Below are 25,962 nucleotides of genomic sequence, written 5' to 3'. Positions count from 1 at the left end.
TAGGCCGCTTCGCCGCGCTTGAAGTCATCTTTCCCTCCCGATTGCCAGGAGAGAGCAGTCATCGCTCGCTCCTGTCGCCTCCAGATCCACATACCTCGTCGGACAACGCCCGCATTCCCATCGGTTCGCACAGGCTCCCCTCCCGGAAGTCTTTTCAGGTGTTGCAAATGTCTCACGATGTCATATGCGCTTCTTGCACTGTCCATGCATTGTCTCACGTTGTCAATATCCGTCCTATGAGATTGCCCCGCTGGCCGATCGTCCGATATAAGTGGCCGAAGAAACTTGGAGGGGTCGTTGATTACGCAGCGGGAGATTGCAAGGCGTGCCCGGACGTCGTTGAAAACCGTATCACGGGTCATCAATCGTGACCCGCTGGTGAACGCGGAGACACGTGCGCGGATTGAAGCCATCATCGGCGAACTCGGCTACACGCCTTCTCAGGCGGCGCGCATGATGCGATCGCAGAAGAGCAATGTCATCGGCTTCATATCCGACCGGGTCGCCACCACCTCCTCCTCGATAGAACTCATCCGCGGCGCCCAGGATGCCGCCTGGAAAGCCGGCAAGCAGATGATGCTGTTCAACGTCGAACGAAACAGCGAGACGGAACGGCACGCAGAAGAGCAGCTTGCCGCTTTTCGGGCCGAAGCGGTGATCTATGCGACCCCCTATCACCAGTCGGTCGATCGCACCGCAACCCGCATTCCCTGCGTGCTGCTGAATTGCTTCGACGCCGTTGGCGGGTATCACGCCATCGTGCCGGACGACTATCGGCTCGCATACGAGTTGACGTCGATCATCCTTGATCGCAGCTACCGGCGGCCAGTATTCCTGAACCTTCCCGAAGATATCGTTGCGGCCCCGCTGCGAGCGCGCGGCTTTGTCGAAGCGGGCGCGGCGCGCGGCCTCGATCTCTCGGGTGCCGTCCACACCGCCGTCGTTCGGGATAGCGCAGGTGCCCCGGTGTTCATTGCTGATCACATCCTTCCGGGACTCATGGCCGCGGCCGCTCGCCCAGACCTGATTCTCTGTGGCCAGGACATGCTCGCGATGAACGTCTACTTCGCGTTAGCGGATCTCGGGTTGAAGGTCGGCCAAGACGTTGGCGTGGCAAGTTTCGACAATCTGCACCCGATCGCGAAAATGCTGCAGCCTGGCTTGTCGACCATGGCGCTCCCATACTACGAGATGGGTGCCGCGGCGATGTTCGCCGCGATCGAACCGGACACGCACCCGCCAGGGATCGTGCGGGTGTCCGGCCGTTTTGTCGAGCGAGCGTCGTTCTGAGGTCACGCCAGTTGCCCGGCGGCGCGTCAGTTGAGGCGCACTCCTTCTGAAGAGAATAGATGGATCTTCGAGGGATCCGGGGCGATCGTGATCGGCTGGCCCGGGTCCAGGTCGACCCGGTCGCGCAGCACCAGCGTCATCTCCGCTGATCCGAGTTTCACGATCACATGCGTTTCGGACCCCGTCGGCTCCACGACCACGACGGTGGCGGGGGCGCCGCTTTCGGTAATCGTCAAATGTTCCGGTCGAATGCCGTAGATGCCGGCTGCATCGCCCTTGCCGTCGCTCGGCAGCGGCAAGGCCACGCCGCCGCTGGTGACGAATGATCCGTCCACGATCCTACCCTCTAAGAGATTCATCGCTGGTGAGCCGATGAAACTCGCGACGAATGTGTTGGCCGGCCGGTCGTAAAGCTCCAGCGGCCTGCCGATCTGCTCGACCTTGCCGCCGCGCATCACGACGATCCGGTCCGCCATGGTCATCGCCTCGATCTGATCGTGGGTGACGTAGACGGTGGTGGTTTTCAGGCGCTGGTGCAATTCCTTGATCTCTGCACGCATGGTGACGCGCAGCTTGGCGTCGAGGTTCGACAGCGGTTCATCGAACAGGAAGACCTGCGGGTGGCGGACGATTGCACGCCCCATTGCCACACGCTGGCGCTGCCCGCCGGAAAGTTGTTTCGGCAGCCGGTCGAGCAGGGGGCCCAGCGCCAGGATGTCGGCCGCCTCGCGCACGCGCTCGTCGATCGTTGCCTTATCCTGGCCCTTGAGCCTGAGCGCGAACCCCATATTCTGTGCGACCGTCATATGGGGATAGAGCGCGTAGCTCTGAAAGACCATGGCGATGTCGCGCTCCTTCGGCGCCACATCGTTAACGACGCGGCCGCCGATGCGGATGTCGCCGCCGCTGATATCCTCAAGCCCGGCAAGCATGCGCAGAAGCGTTGACTTGCCGCACCCCGAGGGGCCGACGAGGGTGACGAATTCGCCATCCTCAATGTCCATGGAGACGCCGTGGATAACCGGCACGGCGCCGTATTGCTTGCGAACCTGTTCGATCGAGACGGATGCCATGAAGTTCTCCCTGTTGACTTGTCAGAGCGCGAGTTGCCATAGGCGGGCGGCTGCGACATTGCCCTGGTGCGCGATGAGGCGGGCGGAGCGGATTCCGTCGAAACCGGGCAGGCGCTTCGTGCCCGTCCAGCGGCCATTGTCCGCAAACACTTCGATCGAGCCCATGTCGAGGAAGATGCGAAGCGTCGAGGGCCGAGCCCCGGCAGCGATGTAGCGGGGCGGAAATTTGCCCTCAGGCGCGTCATAGAGGATGCTCAAACCCTGCTCGTCGAGTCGGAGCCCGAGTTCGACCTCGGGATGGTCGAATTCGAGATCGAATGCAGCGCCCGGTGCCGAAAGATCGATGACGATCTCGACGGCGCCGTTGCCGAGATCCACCGCCTCGCCGGAAAGCAGCCGGTGATCGTCGATGAGTTGCCGACGCAGGCTCTCGGCGCCCGCGACCGGCGGCGTCCGCAACGCGCCGTCTTCGAGCAGGAGACGGCGCGGCAGCGTCATCGCCGTCGGGAAATCGGTCTTCTTCGATACATCCGTCCAGTTGGCGAGCCAAGCGATGCCGACTGGGCCGGCACGATCGACGAAGGCCTGGAATGCATAGGCGTCGGTACCGAAATCCAGCTCCTGCTCGAACTCCCTGAAGAAGGATCGGCCGTCGAAACGGCCGACGGTCGCGACCGTGAGGTTGCGCCTGCCGGTCGCCGGATCGCGGCTGGTGAGCAGCCCGAAAATCAGCGCCCAGCGGGTTTGCGGATCGTCCTCCGCCCCGTCGAGCGGTATGATGCAGGGACATTCGGCAGCCGTCATCCCGAAACGGTCCTCGCGGTGGAGAATGCCGATGTAAGTCCAACCGGCGGCTGCATCCGGATCAGCAGTTTCGTAAATGAGGACGACGCCCCCCGCCTGATCGCGGCTGCCGACAAGCATCTTCCAGCGGCCATCAGGGGCCTTGAACACGTAGGGGTCGCGGAAATCGAGTGTCAGATCCAGGCCCATCGGGCGCTCGGCAAGAACGAGTTCGGCTGGGCCGGCGGTCATAAGGTCGTGGCTTACCGCGGTCAACTGGATCTGTTCCTCGGGCTCACGGTCCTTGACCTGTTCGGTGAAGAAGACGCGGATGCCCGGTTCTTCGCCGGAACGCGGAATGGCCGAACCGGAAAAGGCGCCGCCACGGCCGTCGGCTCGTGCCGAAAGCTCCGCGGAGGGAAAGAGAAAGACCGGCAGATGTCGCCAGTGCAAATAGTCTTCGGAGACCGCGTGGCCCCAATGCATGGTGTTCCAGCGAAGGCTGTGCGGGTAGTGCTGATAGAAGAGATGCACGTGGTCGCTGAAGCGGCCGAATCCGTTCGGGTCGTTCATCCAGCCGAAGGGGGGCCGGAAATGGTAGCTGCCCGGAACGGCGGGCGGCGCATTACCCTCGCCGTACAAGAGCACACGGATGCCCTCCTTGAAAACGCTCGCTTCTGAGAAGGCATAGACAACCGAGACAGCGGTGGTGGTCGGGTCGTAGGTGAGCACGGTCTTGCCGCCACCCTCAACGACCAACGTCCCGTGCTCGAATTCCTCGGCATTTCCCGCGGAGAGCCGGCCAATTTCCTTTCCTTCCCGGCTCGCCGTCATCTCGGCCGGTGCTCCGGCCCCAACTGCCTTCAGCCACGCATGGATGATGGCGCCAGCGGGGAGGTCGGCGTTCAGCGATTCAAGGCTGCCGACAAGGGAAGAGGGGTTTGCATGGCTTGTCATTGATCAACCTTTCACGGCGGAACCAACGAAGGAGCTTACGAACCAGCGCTGGAAGGCAAGATAGAGGACGAGGATCGGGATCATCATCAGGACGGAGGCGGCCATGGCGCGATCCCAATAGATGCTGTCCTGACCGAAGAAGGTGGCGATGGCGACGGCGATCGGCCGGGCATAATCGGTCTGCGTCACGAGAATCGGCCAGAGATATTGGTTCCAGGCCTCGATCCCCATCAGGATCGACACGGTTGCCAGCGCCGGCAGGCTGAGCGGCAGGAAGATCGACCGGTAGATGCGGAAAACCGAAGCGCCATCGATCTGAGCGGCTTCGAACAGTTCCTTCGGCAGTTGCGCGAAGAACTGGTAGAACAAGAAAATGTAGAGCGGGCTTGCGACCCACGGCACGATCTGCACGGCGAAGGTGTCGGTCATGCCGGCGCGAGACACCATGATGACGAGCGGCATGATGATGCTCTCCTGCGGGATGACGTAGAGCGCGATTACCAGCGACAGGATCAGCGCACGGCCGCGCAGCGACCCCCAGGCGAGCACGAAGCCAGCCATGGAATTGACGATGAGCCCGAAGCCGACGGTGCTCGCCAGGATGATCAGCGAGTTCACGAGATAGCGGCCGAAGGCAAGCTGGCCGGAGAAATTGCCGACCTCCTGGAAGTTCGAAAGCGTGGGATCGGACACCCAGAAGGCCCGGAAACTACCCATATCCGCCAGGATCTGGAACCGGTCGTCCTTGAGGCTCGCCACGAACAGCATCAGGAGCGGCGAAACGATCACAAGGGCAACAATGAGAATGCAGGCGGTTTGGACGGTGCGCAGCGAGCCGATTGCGGAGCGCGCGGGCTTTACCTCCACCTGTGCTGTGGAAAGGACGAGATCAGACATCGTAACGCCTCAGGAGTTGGCGCTGCAGGAGCGCGATGACGAGCACGATCAAAAAGAGAATGACCGAGACGGCCGAGGCATGCCCGAGCTTCTGCTCTTCGAAGCCGGAGCGCACCATGTAGTGCACCACGGTTTCGGTGCTGCTCTTCGGACCACCCTGGGTCAGGATCGCGACCTGGGTATAGAGCTTGAAGGCCTGGATGGTGGTGATGACCAGGACGAACACATGTGTCGGCCGGAGCCCCGGCATGGTCACGTGCCAGAAGCGCTGGAAGGCGTTGGCGCCGTCGATCCGCGCGGCATCGTAAAGTTCGTCTGGAATGCCCTGCAGACCGGCGAGATAGATGATCATCTGAAAACCGTAGGCCTGCCAGGCCGAGAGAAGCACGATCGAGAACATCGCCCACTCGGGATCGCCAAGCCAGTCGATGGGCTGAATGCTGCCGCCGGAAAGGAAGCCGATTACCTGGTTGAGCGGTCCTGTCGGATACTGGAAGAGCGTGCCCCAGATGACGCAGACGACCACCATTGAGGTGATAGCGGGCAGGAAGAAGAGCCCGCGGAAGAAATTGCGGAACGGCAGCTTCTGGTGCAAGAGCATTGCCGTGGCAAATGCCAGTCCGCATTGGACCGGCAGTATCCAGAAGGTGAAGCGCGAGACATTCCAGAGCGATGTCCAAAAGAGATCGTCCCTGAGGATGCGCAGGAAGTTGTTGAAGCCGATGAAGCGAACGGGCGTCGGACGCGGCACCAGCGGCTGGTTGGTCATGGCCGTCCAGAACGACAGGAGGAACGGCACGATCAGGAAGATCGTCAGGAGGATCACCGCCGGCGCGAGCATGCCGATCTCCTGGTACAGCCGGCTTCTGTCCCGCCGCGAAGCAGGGTGGGTCGCGGTCACAGTCGTCGGCAGCGCCGATTGCTGCAAGGTCATGATCTCCTCCTTTTGAGTCGCGTTCAGCGCCGACTGGCGTATCGCCCGGCAGTCATTTGGCCGCGTGGTTGCCTGCCCTCTCAGATCAATCACGAGCTGTGATGCCTGACGGGCCGCGCGGCGCCGTGGGGCGCCGCGAAGCTGTGATCACGTCATGGCTGCTCGTCGAAGGGCGGGTAGCCGTCGTTCTCGTCGATATCCTCGTCGATCTTCTCTGCTGCGGCCGTGAGTGCGGCCTTGACGTCACCGCCATTGAAGATCTCGTCGACGGCTCCCATGAAAGCGGAGGTAATAATCGGGTAAGCCGGATGCGGCGGTCGTGCAACCGCGGTCTTGGAGGCCTGCTCGAAGGCCACGGCCATTGGGCCGCCGGCGTCGTAGAGCGGTGAATCGGCGGCAAAGCTCTTCAGGCCGGGATAAGCGGAGTCGTCCCGGGCATAGTCACGAAACTGCTTGTCCTTCAGCATGAAGCTGATGAACTTTCCGGCGATGTCCGGATGCTCGGACGCGGTCGTGATCCCCCAGATCCAGGTTCCGTTCGGGCTTGCTCCCTTCGGTCCGAATTTCGGCAGCGGCATCACCACGACATCGTCCTTCATCGAAGCGGCGGCTTCGGCATAGAACCAGTGACCACCCATCGCCAGGGCCGCCGGGTGTCCCTCGGCAAAGAACTGATTGGTGCCCGACGATTGCGGCACGACCCACCCGTTCTTCACCCATGTCTGCATCATAGCCATGGCATCGACGCAAGCATCGCTGTCGAGCGTTCCGACGGACTTCCATGTCGAGCGGTCGATAAGGTCGCAACCCGCCGATTGCAGGACCGGGCCATACGCATAGGTGATCCACTCGGTTTTGATGCCATAGCCGCGGAAGGTGTCGATCGGCCATTTGACGCCGTCGAGCTTGGAGAGTTTCTCGAGGTACCCCTCGAACTCTTCGCGCGTCCAGGCGTCGTCCACTCCCTTGGGGATGCGAGCGCCGATGGCTTCCAGGTATTTCCGGTTGCCATAGAGGACGACGGACGAGTCGGTAAGGCCGACGGCGTAAAGATCCTTGTCTACCGGATAGGTGCCCTGTGCGATGTTGGATTCGGTCATGTCGTCGAGGACGTCCTGGTCGATCAGCGGCTTGATCGGCTGCAGGTAACCGGACCAGACGTAGTTTGCCAGGAACGGTGCATCGAGTTCCATGATATCCGGCAATTGCCTGGACATGACGGCCGCGCTGAACTTCTCATTATAGGCGTCATGCGGCGCGTAAATGAGCTCGATATCCACATCCGGATTGGCCGCTTCGAACCGCTTGGCGACATCGCCATAGGTCGCAACCCAGCCGGGATCGCCTTGATGCATCACATGGATCACGGTCTTCGCCTCTGCGAAGCCACTCAGGGCGGCGGATGCCATCAGCAGTGAAAGTAATCGTTTACCCATCATAGTCTCTCCTCCTCAAATAACTTCACGCTGCACGAAATCAGACGGATGCTCGCTCCACCAATTGGAACGACAGCTTGCGCACTTCGCCCCGCGCAGCATCGCCGGCGAGCAGGATGTCGGCAGCCTGCCGCCCCATGGCGCGATGTGGCAGGGCCATTGTCGTCAGGGGCGGATCCAGACGCGACGCGATGTCGACCTGGTTGTCGAAACTCGCAACGGCGACATCGTCCGGGATCTGTGCGCCCACCCGACGCAGCGCCGCATAAACCTCCATGGCCACGCGGTCGTTGCCGCAAAGGATGGCATCGGGCGGATTGGGGCCGCGCATCAACTCGGTGACATGGGAAAGGACGAGACTAGGCGCCCTGTCGCTGTAGACGGCGCGACGGACGGCAGGCAAGACGCGGGTGCAAGTGCTGTCGAGGCCAGCATCGGTCATTGCCCGCCGGAAGCCCGCTTCGCGCAATTCGCCGGCAAGCAGACCAGGCAGGTTGATGAAGACGATATTGCGTCGCCCGGCATCGATCAAGTAGCTGGTGATCTCCTGCGCGGCGCCCACCTCGTCAGGCACCAGCGAAGTGACACGGTCATTGGCTTCGCGGCAATTGATCATCACGCCGACGGTATCCGCAAATTCCTCCGGCAGGGACACGGTCTTGTGGTACATGGCCGCGTAAGCGATCGCACGCGGACGGAAACGGCGTACCTCCTCCAGTACAGAGGCTACGTCCCGCCGGCCGCTCAGGGTCATTGCGAAGACTGCCATGTCGGATGCACGCGCTGCGCCGTCGAGGCCGCGTATGATTTCGGTGGCGAAGGGCGAGGTGATCAAGTCATCGGCGACGACGCCGATCAGCGGCATCCAGCCCTGGCGCATGCTGCGGGCGGCAAGATTGGTGACATAGCCGAGTTCCTCGGCGATCTCCTTGACGCGTTGCCGCGTCTCAACGGACATGCGCGCCGATCCGCCATGCAATGCGCCGGAGACGGTCTTGACGGAAACGCCCGCGCGCTTGGCTATGTCGGTCAGCGAGGCTGTCACGGATGCGGTCCTGTGGGTTAACGTTTACTCAGCATAAATACCATCGGTGGCGCATCAGTGTCAATCCCGTTGCGTGTCAGTGGCGTTGTCGATCTGGAGAGGCAGCTAGCTGCCCTTGCTGAACGTGCAGCGTCAATGCAACTTCTGCGGCAGGCTCCGAGGCCATCTCTTACACTTTCTGCCGTTCTGGCCTATATTAGGGAAGTCGAATTTCGACGAAGGGTAGTGGCATTGGAAAGCGCGATGCCGCGCGCTTCACGCGCCGAGACCAAGAGGCTTTGACGGCGGATGTCTAGAATCCTCGCCCTGGTGCTGTTGTTCCTGGCGGCGCTTGCGCTGCCGGCGCCCCGTGTGTCCGCACAGGAGCGTGTCGCGCTCGTCCTGCATGTGGACGGTGCCATCGGCCCGGCTACGGCGGAATATGTGACGAAAGGTCTTCAACGTGCCCGTGAACGGGGCGTCGCACTGGTCGTTCTGCAGATGGACACGCCGGGCGGTCTCGACACCTCCATGCGCGAGATCATTCGTGCCATCCTTGATTCCTCAGTGCCCGTGGCGAGTTTCGTCGCGCCCAGCGGGGCGAGGGCGGCAAGTGCCGGGACCTACATCCTCTATGCAAGCCATGTGGCTGCGATGGCGCCGGGGACCAATCTTGGCGCTGCCACGCCGATCGCCATCGGCGGAGGGCTGTTCGGCGGGGACGAGGGGGACAAGGAAACACCCGGTGACGCAGACGAGCAGAGTGCGGACAAGCGTCCGGCCAGTGCCGCCGAAGCGAAGCTCCTCAACGATGCGATAGCCTATATTCGCGGGCTCGCCGAACTGCGCGGCCGCAACGCTGATTGGGCGGAACGCGCCGTCCGGGAGGCGGCAAGCCTGTCTTCGGCTGCGGCGGCACGCGAGAATGTCATCGATTTTGTCGCTCCCACCATGGAGGATCTTTTAAGGCAGGCCGACGGTCGTACGGTCCGCGTCGCCCAGACGGATGTCCGGCTCGACATGGCGAACCTGGTCGTCGAGGATCTGGCGCCCGACTGGCGGACACGCTTGCTCTCCGTCATTACCAATCCGAACGTTGCTCTCCTGCTGATGATCGTCGGCATATATGGGCTGATTTTCGAGTTCCTGTCGCCCGGAACGATGGTGCCGGGCACGATCGGCGGCATCAGCCTATTGGTCGGCCTCTATGCGCTTGCCGTGCTGCCGGTGAGCTATGCCGGCATCGGGCTCATCCTGCTCGGGAGCGGGCTGCTGGTCGGCGAGGCGCATTCGCCGTCCTTCGGCGTGCTCGGAATCGGAGGCGGCATCGCCCTCGTGCTCGGCGCTGCCATCCTGTTCGATACCGACGTGCCGGGGCTGCAGGTGTCCTGGCGAGTTCTCGGCGGCATTGCGATCGCAAGCCTCGCCTTCAGTTTGATCGTCGCGCGCCTCGCCTTCCTCTCGCACCGGCATCGGGTCGTCACCGGTTCGGAACAGATGATCGGCTTATCGGGCAAGGTCGACAGCTGGGCGGGCGCCGCCGGTTACGTAATCGCACATGGCGAACGCTGGAAGGCGGTGAGCACGGAGCCGCTCGATCCGGGTGAGGAGATCAAGGTCGTCGGCCGCGACGGCCTGACGCTCAAGGTCGTGCGCCATGCGCAAGGCAGTTGGAGCGGCGGGTAAGGCAGAGCGTCCATAGTCGCCCTCCCATCCCGCACGATGTCGTGCAGCCGATCACGCGGTCTGTGGATCGGTGTGCCAAGACTCGCCAGGCGGGAAGAGGAGGATCTCGATGCCCTTATTTGGAAGTCTCGCCCCTTTGGTGGCGGCGCTGTTTCTCCTGCTGATCGTTATCGCCTATGCGATCCGGATACTCAGGGAGTATGAACGCGGCGTCATCTTCACGCTCGGCCGATTTACCGGCGTCAAGGGCCCGGGCCTCATCCTCCTCCTTCCTTATGTCCAGCAGATGGTGAGGGTCGACTTGAGAACCCGCGTTCTCGACGTCCCGAGCCAGGACGTCATTTCCCATGACAATGTTTCCGTCCGCGTCAGCGCCGTCATCTACTTTCGGGTGATTGATGCGGAGAAATCGACGATCCAGGTCGAGGATTTCATGGCGGCCACCAGCCAACTCGCCCAGACGACCTTGCGCTCTGTACTCGGCAAGCACGATCTCGACGAGATGCTTGCCGAGCGCGACCGTCTCAATGACGATATCCAGAAGATCCTCGACGTGCAGACCGATGCCTGGGGCGTCAAGGTGGCGACCGTCGAGATCAAGCATGTCGACATCAACGAATCCATGATCCGCGCGATCGCCCGCCAGGCGGAAGCCGAACGGGAGCGGCGCGCCAAGGTCATCAATGCCGAAGGCGAACAGCAGGCGGCAGCGAAACTGCTCGAAGCGGCAGAAATTCTCGCCCGGGAGCCCCAGGCGATGCAATTGCGCTATCTGAGCACGCTGAACGTCATCGCCGGCGAGAAGAATTCGACGGTGATCTTCCCCTTCCCGATGGAGCTTGCCAGCATACTCCCCAAGGCAAGGGGCTCGTCCGAATAATGCAGCCGCTATTGCGCATCAGGTACTGATCTCAACCTTGTTCCCCGTCCGTCGGCGGCTTTGACTTCGGTCACTGCGGGCCGTCCGCAAACAAGAGAGAATGTCGTCGCCTGTAATGGCGACTGTTCTCGTCATTGCAGCCTGCTGAACAAAACCAGGGGTCTGGACATCCTGATGGAATCGCTCATTCCGAGATTCGGCCTTGCTCTTGCGATCGGCCTTCTTGTCGGCCTCGAACGCGGATGGCGCGAGCGGGATGCACCGGAGGGTAGCCGCACGGCGGGCATCAGGACCTACGGGATCTCCGGCCTGCTTGGCGGCGTATTCGGCGCTCTGGCGCGAGAGCAAGGCGGCGGCTTCATTTTCGCCGCCGGGTTCTTAGGCTTCGCCCTCGCTTTTGCATGGTTCAAACTGCGTGAGGCCCGCCATGACGCCGACTTCAGCGTCACCGGCGTCGTCGCCGCGCTTTGTGTGTTTGCGCTCGGCGGATTAGCGGTTGCCGGCGACTTCCGCGCGGCGGCGGCCGGCGGGGCTGCCGTTGCCGCTGTGCTTGCTAGCCGCGAGGTCCTTCACAAGCTTCTGAAACGCCTGTCATGGATCGAGTTGCGCTCCGCACTCGCGCTTTCGGTCATGACGGCGATCGGTTTGCCTTTGATGCCCGACCGCGCCATTGATCCGTGGGGCGGCTTCAACCCCTGGGAGATATGGTTCTTTACCGTCCTCAGCGCCGCGATTTCCTTCCTGGGCTATATCGCCGTGCGTCTGTTCGGTTCGACGCGCGGGCTGCTCGTCAGCGGACTTGCCGGCGCTTTGGTCTCCTCGACCGCCGTCACCGCGAGCTTCGGGCAGAAGGTCCGGAGCGGCGAGAGCGCAAAGGCTTTGGCCGGCGCGGCGAACCTGGCTGCCGTTGTATCGCTTCTGCGGACGCAGGTGATCATCGCCGTCATTTCCCCGGCGGTCCTTCCGCAGGTCGCGCCCGCAGTCTTTGCCGGCGCCGCAGTCTTCGCGCTCGTTGGTGCCGTGTTGATGGGGCGTGGATTAACGCCGAATGGCCGGGCGGTGAGCGCACGAAATCCCTTCGACCTCATGCCGCTGCTCATTTTCGCAACGCTTTTCGCGTTGACCGCGACCCTGGGGGCGGCTCTGGTGGTGCATATCGGGCACGAGAGTCTCATTGCCGTCTCGGCGCTGTCTGCAGCCTTCGACGTGGACGTCGCCGTCCTCAGCGCATTGCGGACAAGCAGCCAATCCCTGCCGTTGACGATCATCGGCGATGCGGTGCTCGCAGCCATCGCCGCCAATGCCGCCGGCCGGGTTTTCGTCGCCGCAGTTTCGTCCGGCACCACGGCCTATTGGCTTCCGCTGGCGATGACCTCGGCATTGGCCGTCGGCGTCGGCTGGGCGGTCCATCTGACGATCGGATGAGAGCAACCGCGAAAACGGCCGTTGCGCAGATTCTATGAGGTAAAGCAAGCGCCGCGCGTCTGAAAAGTCGCGCGGCGCTGTAATATTCCCGTGCCGGAGCGCTCCGGCTGCTACATGACCATCCTCGTCGCGACTTCCTCCGTCAGCTCTTCCTGATCGTCGCGAACCTGCCTGGCCGTCTGCGCTGCCATTTGCGAGCCGAGCCGCGTCAGGCGCTCGGCCTCGTCGGAATAGTCCTGAAGTGCCTCCCGCCAGAAGCTGCAATAGAGATCGAAGCCGTCGCGCGCGTAATCCGACGCGAGCAGTTCCTCCAGGAATTGTCTGTCGTGTTCGCTGCGGTTTTTGATGAAGGTCAGCACTTCGATCTGGTAACGCAGCATTGCCTGCATCGCCGTCGCCTGGAAATGTCCCATCGACAGCAGAAACATGCGGCCGTCAACCGCTGCCGGAACCTGGGGCCAAAATGTGGATGCGAACTTGTCCGTGGTCTTCTTGGGCATGAAGGCAACTCCTCTATTCGCTGCTTCTTGTCGCCCTGTTCGACAATCGGATTTGCGAACGACGCTCAATACGTCTCGCCTAGGGCTCAATTCCGACGCCGTGTCACTCTCATCAAAAACATTATCAGGCAGCGATGCTTACACTCTTTGATCCGCGTCAATCACCGGCCCACTGCATGTCTCCTTTGATCGAGCTCGATTTGGGGACAAAGACGCGCGGCGCTGTAGGTGACCACCGAGGTGGATGAAGCTCAGCCCTTGAGCTATCTCAATGCAGCTCGAGCGGTCTAAGATATAAATCATTCTGGCCGCAGGATGAAGGGATAGAACCATGTTCGTCAGGGAAATGTCCGAGCACGAATGCCTCGCCCTCGTTTCGTCGCATCGCTTGGGGAGGCTGGGCTGCGTCAAGGGCGACAGGCCGTATGTCGTTCCCATCTACTATGCTCATGCCGGCCAGTGTCTCTACAGCTTTTCGATGCCTGGGCAAAAGATCGAGTGGATGCGCAGTAATCCGCATGTCTGCGTGCAGGTCGACGAATTTCTGGACCGGCACCAGTGGAAAAGCGTGGTCGTGCACGGACGATATCAGGAGCTTCCGGAGAGGGGGCAATGGCATCAGGAGCACCTGCATGCCTGGTCGGCGCTCGAGGCATATCCGAATTGGTGGGAGCCGGGAGGGCTGAAACCGGCACCACAGGAGATCCTCGCCACGTCGCCGCATCTCTTCTATTGCCTCGTCATAGATGAAGTGACCGGACGGGCTGCGGTGGTGGAAGGCTAGCGCATCGGGCTTTCCGCAAATCGGGTACGATTTTCGGGCCGATGCGCTACCTTTAATGGACCATGAACACCGGCGCCGCTGCCGTGTCGATCATTGATTTCGTGACACCCCCGAAAATCCGCTCGCGCATGCGCGAGTGGCCATAGGCGCCCATGACGATAAGGTCGGCGCCGATCGCAAGCGCATGCCGGTTGATGACGTCCTCGACACGATGGCCGGAGCTCGGCAGACGGTCAACGGTGACCTTGACGCCGTGGCGGGCGAGGTAGGCGGCGATGTCGGCGCCCGGCTCTTCACCGCTCTTTACGGGCGAATCCTCCGGATCGACCATGGTTACATGGACGAGATCGGCGGCGCCCATCAACTCTAGGGCCCCGCCTACGGCGCGCGCTGCCTCGATGTGGGAATTCCAGGCGAGCAGCACCGTTTTCGGGGCCATGGTCGCGCGTCGGCCCTTCGGCACCAGCAGCACGGGCCGGGCCGAGTTGAAAAGGGCACCGTTGACAGTGCGAGCCCGCAATTCGGGATCGGCGGCGAGCCCGGTGCCGATCAGTGTCAGATCGGCATAGCGGGCGCGGTCGCCTATTTCGTTGTCGGCCCAGGCAAATTCAGAATAAATGCTGTCGACTTCAAAGGAGACTCCCGTTCTGGACAGCACGGCCTTGGCCCCCTGCACACTCTTGCGCAGATCGGAGAGATCCCGTTCCCGTTCATCGAGCCACGCGACCGACATCGTGGCGGCATAGTCGCCAAGCGGGGGCGGTGCGGCCAATTTGACCATCAACGCCGTCAGATGGGCTTCGCTCTCCGCGCAGATATCAGCCGCCGCCTGCAGATCATCTTCAAAACCGTTGACGCCGATCACGCTGAGAATGGTCTTGTACGTCATCAGGAATCTCCTTCGCGGGTTGATCCAGGTCATGTGGCATGATCGTAGATTGTCGGCGGTTGCGATCATTGATCCGTGTCAACAAGCTGAGCGGGGGCGGCAGCAAAGGCGGCCATCAAGGCACCAACACGGCGGCGCCGCTCAGTCTGCCGTTGCGAAGGTCATCGAGGGCGGCATTCGCCTCATCCAGGGGATAGACGCTTGTGCGGGTGTGCACTCCGGCGCGCGCGGCGATCTCGAAAAATTCGCGCGCGTCCTGACGCGTCAGATTGGCAATGGACAGAAGCTCGCGCTCCCCCCAAATGAGCGCATAGGGCATGGCAGGAATGTCGCTCATATGGATGCCGCCGCAGACGACGCGGCCTCCCTTGCGCACCGCCTGGAGCGCTCTCGGTACAAGAGGTCCGACCGGTGCGAAAATGATTGCTGCGTCCAGCAACTCGGGCGGGGCTTCGTCCGATGTCCCGGCCCAGACCGCACTGAGCTCGCGCGCAAAGCGCTGCGCCGTCACGTCGCCGGGACGCGTGAAGGCATAGACCTCCCTTTCCTGCCAGGTACAGATCTGGGCGATGATGTGCGCGGCGGCGCCGAAGCCGTACAGACCGATACGCCGGCCTTCTCCTGCCCGCTTCAGCGAGCGCCAGCCGATGAGCCCGGCGCAGAGCAGGGGCGCGAGCGCCACCGGGTCGCCCGCAGGATCGAGATCGAATGCGTAGTCGGCGTCAGCGACGACATTCGTCGCGAAGCCGCCATCCCGGGTATAACCGGTAAATAGCGGCGCATCGCAGAGATTTTCCGCTTCGGAGCGGCAATAGAAGCAGGTGCCGCAGGTGTGGCCGAGCCATGGCACGCCGACGCGGCGGCCGATCCGTGCCTGATCCACGCCGGCGCCGACCGCCTCGACCACACCGACGATCTCGTGGCCGGGGACAAGCGGCAGCCTGGGCTGCGGCAAGTCGCCGTCTACCACATGCAGATCGGTCCGGCACACGGCACAGGCTTCGACCCTTAGGCTTATCTGTCCGGCAAGCGGATCGGAAAGCGGGCGTTCAACCATTACCAACGGTTTGCCGATTTCCTCTAGCACCATCGCTCGCATAGCCGAGCCTTTCGCGGAGAGCAGGTTGGCCACATGCTGAGCTTCCGACTATAGCGTATGGTTTTGACAAGAGTGCGGTTTTTCGAAAGCCGCGCGCAGAGCGTCCCTTCACAGCTGTGTCGATCACTGCGACACTGGCGTTTTTCGGCAGCAACCGAGGATAGCAAATGTCGAAGAAGAGCGCGGGCATTCTGCTTTACAAACATGAAGCCGGCAGGATTCTCGTCCTGCTCGTACATCCTGGCGGACCCTTCTGGAACAACCGTGATCTTGGAGCCTGGTCGATCCCGAAGGGAGAATACGGTCCCGATGAGCAGCCGGAGGCCGCGGCAAGGCGCGAGGTCCACGAGGAGACGGGTATCGCGGTGACCGGCCGGCTGACGTCTCTTGGCGAGGAGCGCCAGAAAGGCGGCAAGCTGGTCGCAGCCTATGCGAGCGAGAGCGATTTCGACATCGACCGCCTCCGGAGCAACAGTTTCGACATGGAATGGCCGCCGCGCAGCGGCCGCACGCAATCGTTTCCGGAGGTCGATCGCGCCGGCTGGTTCACGCTGGCAGACGCGCGTGCGAAGATAAACCCGGCGCAGCGGCCGTTTCTCGATCGACTTGAGGCGTTGTGCCCCAAGGACTCCGAGCCCTGAGTCTCGTACTGCACGTCTCCGTAAGTCGACCTCGATTAAAGGGCAAAGACATTTGCTACCGCGATCTTTGCGCGTCTAACAAGACGCGCGGCGCGGTAGGGTGGAATCGATTAACCGAATTGCCATTGCCGCGGCATTGGCGTCGCCGTTATCCGCATTCACGCCTGCGACAAGCTCCACGGCGATGCCGAGCCGTTCAAGCCTTTCCGCTTCCTCGATGCCCGCGCTCGTCGCCCTCGGATTTCCGGGTTGAAGCCGAACGACGCGCTTGCCCGCTTTGGCGAGCGCCGCCACTTGCGCTCCATCCTCAGCCCTCGGTTTGCCGCTTGCCGTAGGGTTCAACTGGCTGACGAGGATGCGCTTGGCCTCACGGCGGGCGAGTTCCAGGACGTCGCTGGAAATCTGCTCGTCATAGATAATGACATCGGCGGCTTGCAGGGCGCGCACCGCCTTGAGCGTCAGCAATTCCGCATCGCCCGGACCGGCCCCGACGATGGTGACGCGGCCGATGGCGGGGCGTGGCGTCGCCAGACGCCCCAACTCCGCCATCAGCCGCGTCTCCACACCCTCCTCCGGTGTGTCCTGGAAGGACCGATCGACGAAACGCTCCCAAAAGATGCGGCGCGCGGCACCCGGCTGCAGCCGCGCATTGACCCGTTCGCGGATCCTCTGGGCGATCGTTGCCCAGTGCTTGATCGCCGGCGGCAGCAGCGTTTCGATGCGCCGACGGATCGCCTGGGCAAGGATCGGTGCCGCTCCGTCGGTCGAGATCGCCACCACGACCGGGGAGCGGTTGACGATTGATCCGAACTGAAACTGGCAGAAGGCGGGCTTGTCGATGACATTCACCGGAACGCCGGCCGTTCGTGCCGCCTTGAAGAAGGCTTCCGCTTCGGTACCGTCCTCGCAATCGCCGATCGCCAGAGCTGCGCCTTCGAAGACGCCGTCGTGCCAGCTGTCGTCGTGATGGACGAGACGGCCACATTCATGGGCAGCCCGACGGGTGATGAGGTCGAGAAGGCCTTCGCTCGCTTCGGAACGCCGCGCGTAGAGATGGACCTCGGCGCCGCAAGCCGAAAGCAGTTCCGCTTTCCAGGCGGCCGCATCGCTGCCGCCGGCGACGACCACCCTTTTGCGCGTCAGCGACCAGAAAAGCGGCAGCGTCGCCAATGTTGCGACGCGATGCTTTGGACTCACGTCATTCGGCAGCGGCTGCAAGACAGGCATGGATTATCCCTCTGATCTCGGCGCGGCAGGAGCCGCAATTGGTGCCGGCACTGAGTTTCTCGCCGATCGTCTCGACGTTGTGGCAGCCGTCGCGGATCGCGGCGGCGATCTGGTTCACGCCGACACTGAAGCAGGAACAGACGGTTGCGCCCGGATCGGGCTTGTCGGCGCCGGGCCGCCCCGCCGTCACGGCGAAGCGCCTGCTGAGGTTTGCGTGCGACGCGCCAAGCTGCGACACCGCCCAATTGCGCGCGACGGCAACCGGCCGGGTTGAAAGGAAGAGCGCCGCAAGCAGCCGGTCTTCGTCGAAGAAAGCGAGGCGCAATTCGCCTGAGGTCCGGTCGGTGTAACCAATCGGCTCAATATCGGCAGCGATGGAGAAGACCTGCCGACACCAGTCGATCCAATCGGGGCCATCGCCCCTGAAGGCGAGTTCCATGCGCCATCCGCCTTCGGCCTTGGCGGCCGCCCAATAGGGCGCATCGAACACCTCGGGCTTTTGTGCGGAAACGGCGAAGCCGTAGGTCTTGGCCGCGAAGCGCGTGGCGCGGACCGCCACGTTCTTCGAGGCGGGCTGTCCGGAGAAAGGGTCCGTGACGGGTGGCACAAGTGCGTCGACGCGGCCCTTCGCGGCGAACTGATTGTTCCAGTGCATCGGCACGAAGAGATTGCCTTCCGCCTGCCGCTCGGTGATCAGGGCGCGCACGACCACGAGTCCGTAGGGGCTTTCGATCGTCACGAGATCGGCATCCGCTATGCCGAGCTTCTGTGCATCGCGCGGATGGATCTCGACGAAGGGCTCGGCGAGATGGCTGGAGAGCCGGGCGCTCTTGCCGGTGCGCGTCATGGTGTGCCAATGGTCGCGTACCCGGCCGGTGTTGAGCGTGAAGGGGAAGGCGTCATTGGCGGGTCTTGCCTTCACCGCTTCGACCGCGATGAAATTGGCGCGGCGGTCCGGATGGTAGAACCCGCCCTCGGCGAAAAAACGCCTCTCCTCAGGCGCAGTGCCTTTCGGCTGCGGCCACTGGAAGGGCGGGAGATCGTCGTAGCCCGCCTCGTCGATCGCGGCATGAGCGCTGATGTCGAAATCACGGCGGCCGTCGTTCTCGAAGCCGGAAAGGGCGGCGTGTTCGGCGAAAACCTCGGCCGGAGAGGTGTGGCCGAAGGCTTCCGCAAATCCCATTCGCCGCCCGACTTCGGCCAGTTGCCACCAATCGGCGCGTGCTTCTCCGGGCGCAACGAGGAAGGCGCGCTGGCGCGAGATTCGTCGCTCGGAATTCGTCACCGTGCCGCTCTTCTCGCCCCAGCCGAGCGAGGGCAGAGTCACATGGGCGTGACGGGCCGTATCTGTCTCCCGTAAGACGTCTGAGACCACGACGAAGGGACAGGCCTTGATCGCTGCCTCGACCGCATCGGCGTCGGGCATCGACACGACTGGATTCGTAGCCATGATCCACAACGCCTTGATGCGCCCGTCGGCGACAGCGCGGAACATATCGACTGCCTTGAGGCCGGGTTTGGTCGCCAGACCCGGGGCGTTCCAGAAACGCTGCACAAGATCGCGGTGGTGCTGCTTTTCGAGATCCATGTGGGCGGCGAGCATGTTGGCGAGCCCGCCGACTTCGCGCCCGCCCATGGCGTTGGGTTGACCCGTCAGCGAGAAGGGGCCCATGCCGGGCCGACCGATGCGGCCGGTGGCGAGATGGCAATTGAGGATGGCATTGACCTTGTCGGTGCCGGAGGCCGATTGGTTTACGCCCTGGCTGTAGCAGGTCACGACCTTCTCGGTCGTTTCGAACAACCGATAGAAATCACCAAGCTCCGCCAGCGTCAGGCCGGTCGCCCTGGTGAGTGCGGGAAGGTCCAGCGCCGAGGCGGCGGCAAAGGCTTCCGGGAAGCCACGCGTATGCGCGGAGATGTAGTTCTGGTCGATCGCGCCGCTTGTCACGAGATGGCTCAGGAGGCCGTTGAAGAGTGCCGTGTCACCGTCGGGCGCGATCGCCAGATGCATGTCGGCGATGTCCGAGGTCATCGTCCGCCGCGGGTCGATGACCACAACCTTCATTTCCGGCCGGCTCGCCTTTGCCGATGCGAGGCGCTGATAAAGGACCGGATGGCACCAGGCAAGGTTGGAGCCCGTCAGCACGACGAGGTCGGCAAGCTCCAGGTCCTCATAGGTTCCCGGCACCGTGTCGGACCCGAAAGCGCGGCGATGCCCCGCCACCGATGAGGACATGCAGAGCCGCGAGTTCGTGTCGATATTGCCCGAGCCGATGAAACCCTTCATCAGCTTGTTGGCGATGTAATAGTCTTCCGTCAGCAATTGCCCCGACACGTAGAAGGCGACTGAGTCCGGGCCATGTTCCGCGATGCTTTGCGAAAAGCGCTCGGCGACGAGGTCAAGGGCTTCGTCCCAGCCGGCCCGCCGTCCACCGATTTCCGGATAAAGGAGGCGGCCGTCCAGATCGAGGGTTTCGGCGAGCGCCGATCCCTTGGAACAGAGCCGTCCGAAATTGGCCGGATGCTCGGGGTCGCCCGTGATGCTGACACTACCGTCGTTGCCGACGCGGGCAATGACGCCGCAGCCTACGCCGCAATAGGGACAGGTGGTCTTCGTGCTCTTCTCTTGGACCGGTTCTGGCATTCGATCGTACCAATTCCTCGTTTGACCATCGGGTCAGGTGGGATGCGCCGCTTGAGAACGCTCCCTTATCGTGAGCCTGCCCAAACGAAAAAAGCGCCATGCAATTCAGCCAGTCTCCCTGCGGGAAACGGATGAGTTACACAGCGTCGATGCTGGCGCCTGGATGTAAGGCTGGCGGTGGGGCCGCTCCGTTGCGGATGCACCGTTTCTAGGAAGACCAAGGCAACGGAGTCGCCTGACTGCCTGCCTATACTGGCAAAAAAACCGCGAGTGCACAAGATTTAATAGTTTGCATTTTATGCCTACAAAATAGGCAATATGCCTTAACCGAAGTCTTTCAGGAGCAGTCCTATGGTCACCAGGCTCAAGAGGACGGTCAGGCACTTCCAGAACAACAGAGGGTTGCGATCCATCAGGGACTGCGGATCAGTCGCGACCATGTTTGGGTTCGGATGCGAGAGGTCGTACACGAACTCCGATAACACCTGATACCGCTTGGCGGGATCGGGATGGACCGCCTTGCGGATCGCCCCCTCCACCCAATCCGGCACATCCGGGCGGATTTCCCGCAAGCTGCTGAAGCGCAGCTTCTGTTGCTGTCGCCGATTGCGAGTCCGCGCGACTGCCGCGCCATAAGGCAGACGACCGGTCAGCATCTGGTAGGCGATCACGCCGACCGAATAGAGGTCGGATTGCTCGCTCCCATGGTCCCCCACGAAATATTCCGGGGCCGCATATTGGACTGTGCCGAGTATGTCGCCGCGGTCGATCCCTGGCGCTGCCTCGTTGAGGCCAGCCACCAAGGCCGAACCGAAGTCGATGATTTTCACGGTCCCGCTCCGATCGATCATGAGGTTCTCGGGGCGCAAGTCCTGATGGATGATTTCCTTGCGGTGGAGCGCGCGAAGACCGTCAGCAATCTGGCCGATGATATCGCGCACTGCGCGGAGATCGGCTTGCGGCCGGTCTGCCATCCATTGAGCCAGGGTCTCGCCTTCGACGAATTCGGTAACCAGGTAGAGGGATCTGCGTGGCTTTAGCGGCTGCCGGCTCTTCAAGACGTGCACGCTCGAGAGGCGGCGCGCGATCCATTCCTCCATCGCGAAGCGCCGAAGGTAGTTTTCGTCTTCGCGCATGTCAGCCGATGTAAACTTCAGAGCCACGCGCTCACCCGTTTCCGGTTCGGTGGCCAGAAAGATATGGCTGCGGTGGCTCGCGTGGATCTGCCGGTGAAGCTGGTAGCCCTCGAACTCACAGGGCACGCGAGGCAATGGCGCCGGGGGCAACGAATCTGCCTTGTCAAAGACCGGCTCCAGGTCGTCTTCAGGCAGGCCCTCGATCCGGACGATCTGAATCGTCAGATTGTCGCTGCTTCCCGCTTCATGGGCCGACGTTGCAATAGCGGCCGCTGCGGCGGAAAGGTCCGCGTTCGAAGTGATGCATGCGGCAATAGTCCGGAGAGAAACGCTGTCGTGAACGCCATCGGTTGTCAACACGAAGACGTCCCCGGGCTGGAGATCCAGCCGGCGATAGTCGATCTCGACGGAGGGGAGCAATCCAAGCGCTCTGCCCAGATAGCTCTCGCCATGTGAAGGCGCCAGGCGATGATCGGTCGTCAGCGGCTCAAGGCTGCGGCCGGAAAGCCGCCAGATGCGGCTGTCGCCGACATGGAAGAGATGAGCCCTCCGGCCTTTCAGAACGAGCGCCGAAAACGTTGTCACATGGGCGTGATCGCGATCTTCGAGGCCCCGGTTCTGGGCACTGAGCCATGAATTGGTCGCGTCGATCACGCGGCTTGCGGCGGTTTTGACCGTCCAGGCATCGGAGGTGCAGTAATAGTCGGTCAGGAAGCTCTTGACCGCTGTCTCCGCGGCGATATGGCTGACCGGGCTCGAGGAAATGCCATCGGCAATGGCAAGAGCGATACCCTTCACCGTGAGGGCGGCACCGGCCGGAACGATGGCGCCATGGAAATCCTGATTGATCGTCTTGCGACCCGCCGACGAGTACTGCCCGAGATCAACCGTGAGTTTGCCCGGGGTGAGCGACTTCAGCATCAAACCTTCCCAAAAAGGAAACGGTCCCGCCGCGAGGCGGGACCAGATAACTGCTGTGTCAGTTTATTCGGCGGCAACAAGGCGCGTGGCGGGCTTTTCGGTCGAATTGCGGCTCGGCGAGGTCTTGTAATGGGTCGCGTAGATCATCCCACCGACGAAGGTAACGCCGCCGACGAGATTGCCTGCCACCGTCGGGATTTCATTCCAGAGGAAATAGTCCATCCAGGTGAACTGGCCGCCGAGCATGATGCCCGATGGGAAGAGATACATGTTGACGATCGAGTGCTCGAAACCGAGATAGAAGAAGACCAGGATCGGCATCCACATGGCGATGACCTTGCCGGAAACCGAGTTCGACATCATGGCCGCGACGACGCCGGTCGAAACCATCCAGTTGCACATGACTGCCCGGATGAAGAGCGTCAGCATACCAGCGGCCCCGGCAGCGGCGTAGCCCAGCGTACGCGATTCACCAATCGAACCGATCTTCTGCCCGACCGCATTGGGTTCCTGCGAAAAGCCCATGGTGAAGATAATCGCCATGAACACGGCGGTCGTCAGCGCGCCGGCAAAATTACCGACGAAAACCAGACCCCAGTTCCGTAAAATACCGCCGATCGTCACGCCCGGACGCTTGGCGATGAGCGCCAAGGGCGCCAGCGTGAAGACGCCGGTCAGTAGGTCGAAGCCCATGAGGTAAAGCAGACAGAAGCCGACCGGAAAGAGCAAGGCGCCGATCAGCGGCTCTCCCGTGTTGACGGTGATCGTGACCGCGAATGCTGCGGCAAGCGCGAGGATGGCACCGGCCATGTAGGCGCGGATCAGTGTGTCCTTTGTGGACATGAAGACTTTGGACTCGCCCGCATCTATCATCTTGGTGGCGAATTCCTGGGGAGCTACGTAGGACATCGCGGTTCCTTTTCGCGTTCGGCAGCGACTCAGCGAGCTGCAAAATTGGTTGTCAGGTCGAGGTAGATTTCCCGACCCTCGATCCGGACCGGGAAGGTTGATGTCCTTCCGTCGTCCGCGCCTTGGGCCTCCCCGGTTTCGAGCGAAATCACCCAGTTGTGGAGCGGACATGTGACGCAACCGTCATGTACGATCCCCTCGCTGAGTGGCCCGTTCTTGTGCGGGCACTTGTCTTCCAATGCGAAAATCCGGTCATCGATTGTCCTGAAGACCGCGATCTTTGTTTCGCCATTGCGGACGCGGCGCGAACCCTGGCGTGGGATGTCGTCGACGGTGCCGACCAGAATCCACGCGGCTTCGGTTGCAAGATTATGAGCGTTCATTCCGCTGCTTCCTTCTGGATGACGGCCATCGGCTTGAATTCGTGCTTGTCCTTGCCGGAGACGCGCTCCGACCAGGGGTCGACCTGGGCGAACTTCTGGCTGAAGACGAAGCGGTCGAAATAGGCTTTCCGCTTTTCCGCATCTTCCATGATCTGCCGGCGGATCTCGTCGAGGCCGATGCGCTTGGCCCATTTGTAGATGCGCTCGAGGTAGCGGGCCTGCTCGCGATACATCTGCGTGAGCGCCACGATATGTTCGAGCGCCTCCTCCTCGGTCTTGACCAATCCCAGGACCTCGGTGCCTTTGATGTCGAGCCCCGCCGCCCCGGCGAAGTGGATTTCGTAGCCGGAGTCGACGCAGATCACACCGACGTCCTTGCAGGTCGCTTCCGCACAATTGCGCGGGCAGCCGGAGACGGCCATCTTGACCTTGGCCGGTGTCCAGGAGCCCCACATGAACTTCTCGATGCGGATGCCGAGGCCGGTCGAATCCTGGGTGCCGAAGCGGCACCAGTCGGAGCCGACGCAGGTCTTCACCGTTCTCAGACCCTTGGCATAGGCCTGACCGGAGACGAAGCCCGCTTTGCCGAGATCCGCCCAGACGGCCGGCAGGTTTTCCTTCTCGATGCCGAGCAGGTCGATGCGCTGCCCGCCGGTCACCTTGACCATGGGCACATTGAACTTGTCGACGACGTCCGCGATAGCGCGCAGTTCCTTGGAGTTGGTAACCCCGCCCCACATGCGCGGCACCACCGAATAGGTGCCGTCCTTCTGGATATTGGCGTGGACGCGCTCGTTGATGAAGCGCGACTGGTAGTCGTCGGCATATTCGTCCGGCCAATCGCAGACGAGGTAATAGTTGAGCGCCGGGCGACATTTGGCGCAGCCGCAGGAGGTCTTCCACTCGAGCTCCTGCATCACCGCGGGAATGGTCTTCAGCTTCTTCGCCTTGATGAGGCGGCGCACGTCGTCGTGTCCGAGATCGGTGCAGCCGCACATCGGCTGCACCGCGGCCGGGTTGTAAGCAGCGCCGAGCGTGGCGGACATCAGCTGTTCGACCAGCCCCGTACAGGAGCCGCACGACGCAGACGCCTTGGTGTGGGCACGCACCTCGTCGAGCGAGGTTAAACCCTTGCCCGTGATGGTCGAGACGATCTTGCCCTTGCAGACGCCGTTGCAGCCGCAGATTTCCGCATCATCCGGCAAGGCTGCAACGGCCGCCGTAGGGTCCAGCGGGGATCCTCCCTGATAGGCCTGGCCGAAGATCAGGGTATCGCGCATTTCGGAGATATCGGTGCCGCGCTTCAACAGGTCGTTGAACCAGGCGCCATCGGCGGTCTCTCCATATAGCACCGTGCCGATGATGCGGTTGTCCTTCAGCACGAGCCGCTTGTAGATGCCGGCGGTGGCATCGCGCAGCACGATCTCTTCGCGTCCGTCGCCATCGGCGAAGTCGCCGACCGAATAGAGATTGATGCCCGTCACCTTCAGCTTGGTCGGTGTATCGGAATGCACGAAGGCGGCACTGCGGTCCCCGGCGAGATGGGATGCGGCTACCCGCGCCATTTCGTAGAGCGGCGCCACCAAGCCATAGACCATGCCGCCGACCTCGGCGCATTCGCCAAGTGCCATGATGCTTCCGTCGGAGGTCTGCATGCCGGCGTCGACGACGATGCCGCGATTGATGGCGAGGCCCGCTTCCTTGGCAAGCCCGACATTCGGCCGAATGCCGACCGCCATCACCACCAGCGTCGCCGGAATGATCCGGCCATCTTCGAGTTCGATGCCCTCGACCCTGGTCTCGCCATGGATGCGCTTGGTGTTCGCCCTCGTGAGGACCTTGATGCCGCGCTCCTCGACGGCCTTCTGCAGCAGATAGCCGGCGGCCGGGTCGAGTTGGCGTTCCATCAGCGTCGGCATCACATGCAGCACGGTCACGTCCATACCACGCGACTTGAGACCGGCCGCCGCCTCGAGGCCAAGCAAACCGCCGCCGATGACGACTGCCTTTTCGCGCGATTGGGCCGCAAGCAGCATCGCCTGAACGTCGTCGAGATCGCGGTAGGTGATCACGCCCTGTAGGTCTTTCCCGGGCACCGGAATGATGAAGGGCACCGAGCCGGTGGCGATCACCAGTTTGTCGTAGCTTTCCGTGACGCCGTGGTCGGACGTCACCGTCTTGGCAGCGCGGTCGATCGCGATGATCTTGTGGCCCTTGTAGAGCGTAATGCCATGCTTGATGTACCACCCGTCGCCATGAATGATGATCTCTTCATAGTCCTTTTCGCCGGAGAGCACCGGCGAGAGCATGATGCGGTCGTAATTGACGCGCGGCTCGGCGTTGAAGATCGTCACGTCGTAGCGCCCAGACGCCTTTTCGAAGAGCTCTTCCAGCATGCGCCCCGGCGCCATGCCATTGCCAACGATCACCAGTTTCTCGGTCAT

Annotated in this window: 21 protein-coding genes; 6 read left to right on the top strand and 15 right to left on the bottom strand. The window is 62.3% G+C overall.

Annotated elements, in window-relative coordinates; genetic code table 11:
* The first annotated feature begins 297 nt into the window (after nt 1–297).
* Nucleotides 298–1,290, top strand: a complete 993-nt coding sequence (locus tag AC4P1R_RS20315) for a LacI family DNA-binding transcriptional regulator (protein WP_151613794.1) — start codon at nt 298–300, stop codon at nt 1,288–1,290.
* 26 nt (nt 1,291–1,316) lie between these two features.
* On the opposite strand, the gene AC4P1R_RS20310 is transcribed toward AC4P1R_RS20315, so the two are convergent.
* The 6 genes from AC4P1R_RS20310 to AC4P1R_RS20285 form a co-directional block, all read right to left on the bottom strand.
* Nucleotides 1,317–2,363 carry an ABC transporter ATP-binding protein gene (locus AC4P1R_RS20310; RefSeq protein WP_151613793.1) on the bottom strand — a complete coding sequence of 349 codons (1,047 nt, stop codon included), beginning with the start codon at nt 2,361–2,363 and terminating at the stop codon, nt 1,317–1,319.
* A 21-nt stretch (nt 2,364–2,384) separates the two neighbouring features.
* Nucleotides 2,385–4,103 (bottom strand): glycoside hydrolase family 32 protein, encoded by a 1,719-nt coding sequence (locus tag AC4P1R_RS20305; protein WP_151613792.1) that lies wholly within the window; start codon nt 4,101–4,103, stop codon nt 2,385–2,387.
* A 3-nt stretch (nt 4,104–4,106) separates the two neighbouring features.
* Nucleotides 4,107–5,000, bottom strand: a complete 894-nt coding sequence (locus tag AC4P1R_RS20300) for a carbohydrate ABC transporter permease (protein ID WP_151613791.1) — start codon at nt 4,998–5,000, stop codon at nt 4,107–4,109.
* Complete coding sequence (locus AC4P1R_RS20295; RefSeq protein ID WP_151613790.1) at nt 4,993–5,934, bottom strand: carbohydrate ABC transporter permease; 942 nt, start codon at nt 5,932–5,934, stop codon at nt 4,993–4,995. The genes AC4P1R_RS20300 and AC4P1R_RS20295 overlap by 8 nt, the downstream gene beginning before the upstream one ends.
* Before the next feature lie 152 nt (nt 5,935–6,086).
* Nucleotides 6,087–7,370, bottom strand: coding sequence for an ABC transporter substrate-binding protein (locus tag AC4P1R_RS20290; protein ID WP_151613973.1), 1,284 nt, complete (start codon nt 7,368–7,370; stop codon nt 6,087–6,089).
* A gap of 40 nt (nt 7,371–7,410) precedes the next feature.
* The gene (locus AC4P1R_RS20285) at nt 7,411–8,415 is read right to left on the bottom strand and encodes a LacI family DNA-binding transcriptional regulator (RefSeq protein ID WP_151613789.1); all 1,005 of its coding nucleotides are present in this window, start codon (nt 8,413–8,415) and stop codon (nt 7,411–7,413) included.
* A gap of 288 nt (nt 8,416–8,703) precedes the next feature.
* Between AC4P1R_RS20285 and AC4P1R_RS20280 the strand changes: the two genes are divergently transcribed.
* From AC4P1R_RS20280 to AC4P1R_RS20270, 3 genes are all read left to right on the top strand, one after another.
* The gene (locus AC4P1R_RS20280; RefSeq protein WP_151613788.1) at nt 8,704–10,080 is read left to right on the top strand and encodes an NfeD family protein; all 1,377 of its coding nucleotides are present in this window, start codon (nt 8,704–8,706) and stop codon (nt 10,078–10,080) included.
* A 109-nt stretch (nt 10,081–10,189) separates the two neighbouring features.
* A complete protein-coding gene (locus AC4P1R_RS20275; RefSeq protein WP_151613787.1) occupies nt 10,190–10,960 on the top strand; it encodes a slipin family protein in 771 nt (256 codons plus the stop codon).
* 174 nt (nt 10,961–11,134) lie between these two features.
* Nucleotides 11,135–12,385, top strand: a complete 1,251-nt coding sequence (locus AC4P1R_RS20270; protein ID WP_151613786.1) for an MgtC/SapB family protein — start codon at nt 11,135–11,137, stop codon at nt 12,383–12,385.
* A gap of 110 nt (nt 12,386–12,495) precedes the next feature.
* On the opposite strand, the gene AC4P1R_RS20265 is transcribed toward AC4P1R_RS20270, so the two are convergent.
* The gene (locus tag AC4P1R_RS20265; protein WP_151613785.1) at nt 12,496–12,885 is read right to left on the bottom strand and encodes a hypothetical protein; all 390 of its coding nucleotides are present in this window, start codon (nt 12,883–12,885) and stop codon (nt 12,496–12,498) included.
* Nucleotides 12,886–13,216: 331 nt separating this feature from the next.
* On the opposite strand from AC4P1R_RS20265, the gene AC4P1R_RS20260 reads away from it, so the two are divergent.
* On the top strand, nt 13,217–13,669 hold the full coding sequence (locus AC4P1R_RS20260; protein WP_151613784.1) for a pyridoxamine 5'-phosphate oxidase family protein: 453 nt from the start codon (nt 13,217–13,219) through the stop codon (nt 13,667–13,669).
* Between the two features lie 52 nt (nt 13,670–13,721).
* Here AC4P1R_RS20260 and AC4P1R_RS20255 read toward each other — a convergent pair whose 3' ends face one another.
* Both AC4P1R_RS20255 and AC4P1R_RS20250 read right to left on the bottom strand, forming a co-directional pair.
* The gene (locus tag AC4P1R_RS20255) at nt 13,722–14,558 is read right to left on the bottom strand and encodes a universal stress protein (protein WP_492178538.1); all 837 of its coding nucleotides are present in this window, start codon (nt 14,556–14,558) and stop codon (nt 13,722–13,724) included.
* Nucleotides 14,559–14,673: 115 nt separating this feature from the next.
* Nucleotides 14,674–15,657, bottom strand: coding sequence for a zinc-dependent alcohol dehydrogenase family protein (locus AC4P1R_RS20250; RefSeq protein ID WP_225191515.1), 984 nt, complete (start codon nt 15,655–15,657; stop codon nt 14,674–14,676).
* A 167-nt stretch (nt 15,658–15,824) separates the two neighbouring features.
* Between AC4P1R_RS20250 and AC4P1R_RS20245 the strand changes: the two genes are divergently transcribed.
* The gene (locus AC4P1R_RS20245; RefSeq protein WP_069457155.1) at nt 15,825–16,298 is read left to right on the top strand and encodes an NUDIX hydrolase; all 474 of its coding nucleotides are present in this window, start codon (nt 15,825–15,827) and stop codon (nt 16,296–16,298) included.
* A gap of 75 nt (nt 16,299–16,373) precedes the next feature.
* Here AC4P1R_RS20245 and AC4P1R_RS20240 read toward each other — a convergent pair whose 3' ends face one another.
* From AC4P1R_RS20240 to nirB, 6 genes are all read right to left on the bottom strand, one after another.
* Entirely contained in the window at nt 16,374–17,525 is a 1,152-nt protein-coding gene (locus AC4P1R_RS20240) for a siroheme synthase family protein (protein WP_069457156.1), read from the bottom strand.
* Nucleotides 17,497–20,169 carry a nitrate reductase gene (locus AC4P1R_RS20235; protein WP_069457157.1) on the bottom strand — a complete coding sequence of 891 codons (2,673 nt, stop codon included), beginning with the start codon at nt 20,167–20,169 and terminating at the stop codon, nt 17,497–17,499. Before AC4P1R_RS20235 ends, AC4P1R_RS20240 begins: the two co-directional genes overlap by 29 nt.
* Nucleotides 20,170–20,492: 323 nt before the next feature.
* Complete coding sequence (locus AC4P1R_RS20230) at nt 20,493–22,226, bottom strand: bifunctional protein-serine/threonine kinase/phosphatase (RefSeq protein WP_069457158.1); 1,734 nt, start codon at nt 22,224–22,226, stop codon at nt 20,493–20,495.
* 63 nt (nt 22,227–22,289) lie between these two features.
* Nucleotides 22,290–23,135, bottom strand: a complete 846-nt coding sequence (locus AC4P1R_RS20225; protein WP_069457159.1) for a formate/nitrite transporter family protein — start codon at nt 23,133–23,135, stop codon at nt 22,290–22,292.
* A gap of 29 nt (nt 23,136–23,164) precedes the next feature.
* On the bottom strand, nt 23,165–23,518 hold the full coding sequence (nirD, locus tag AC4P1R_RS20220; RefSeq protein ID WP_069457160.1) for a nitrite reductase small subunit NirD: 354 nt from the start codon (nt 23,516–23,518) through the stop codon (nt 23,165–23,167).
* Nucleotides 23,515–25,962: a nitrite reductase large subunit NirB gene (gene nirB, locus AC4P1R_RS20215; protein ID WP_492178535.1), complete on the bottom strand. Its 2,448-nt coding sequence runs from the start codon at nt 25,960–25,962 to the stop codon at nt 23,515–23,517. The genes nirD and nirB overlap by 4 nt, the downstream gene beginning before the upstream one ends.

The organism is Sinorhizobium sp. Y406 (assembly GCF_058732025.1).
Note: the sequence above shows the minus strand (reverse complement) of the source record. Positions and strands in the feature narration are given on the sequence as shown.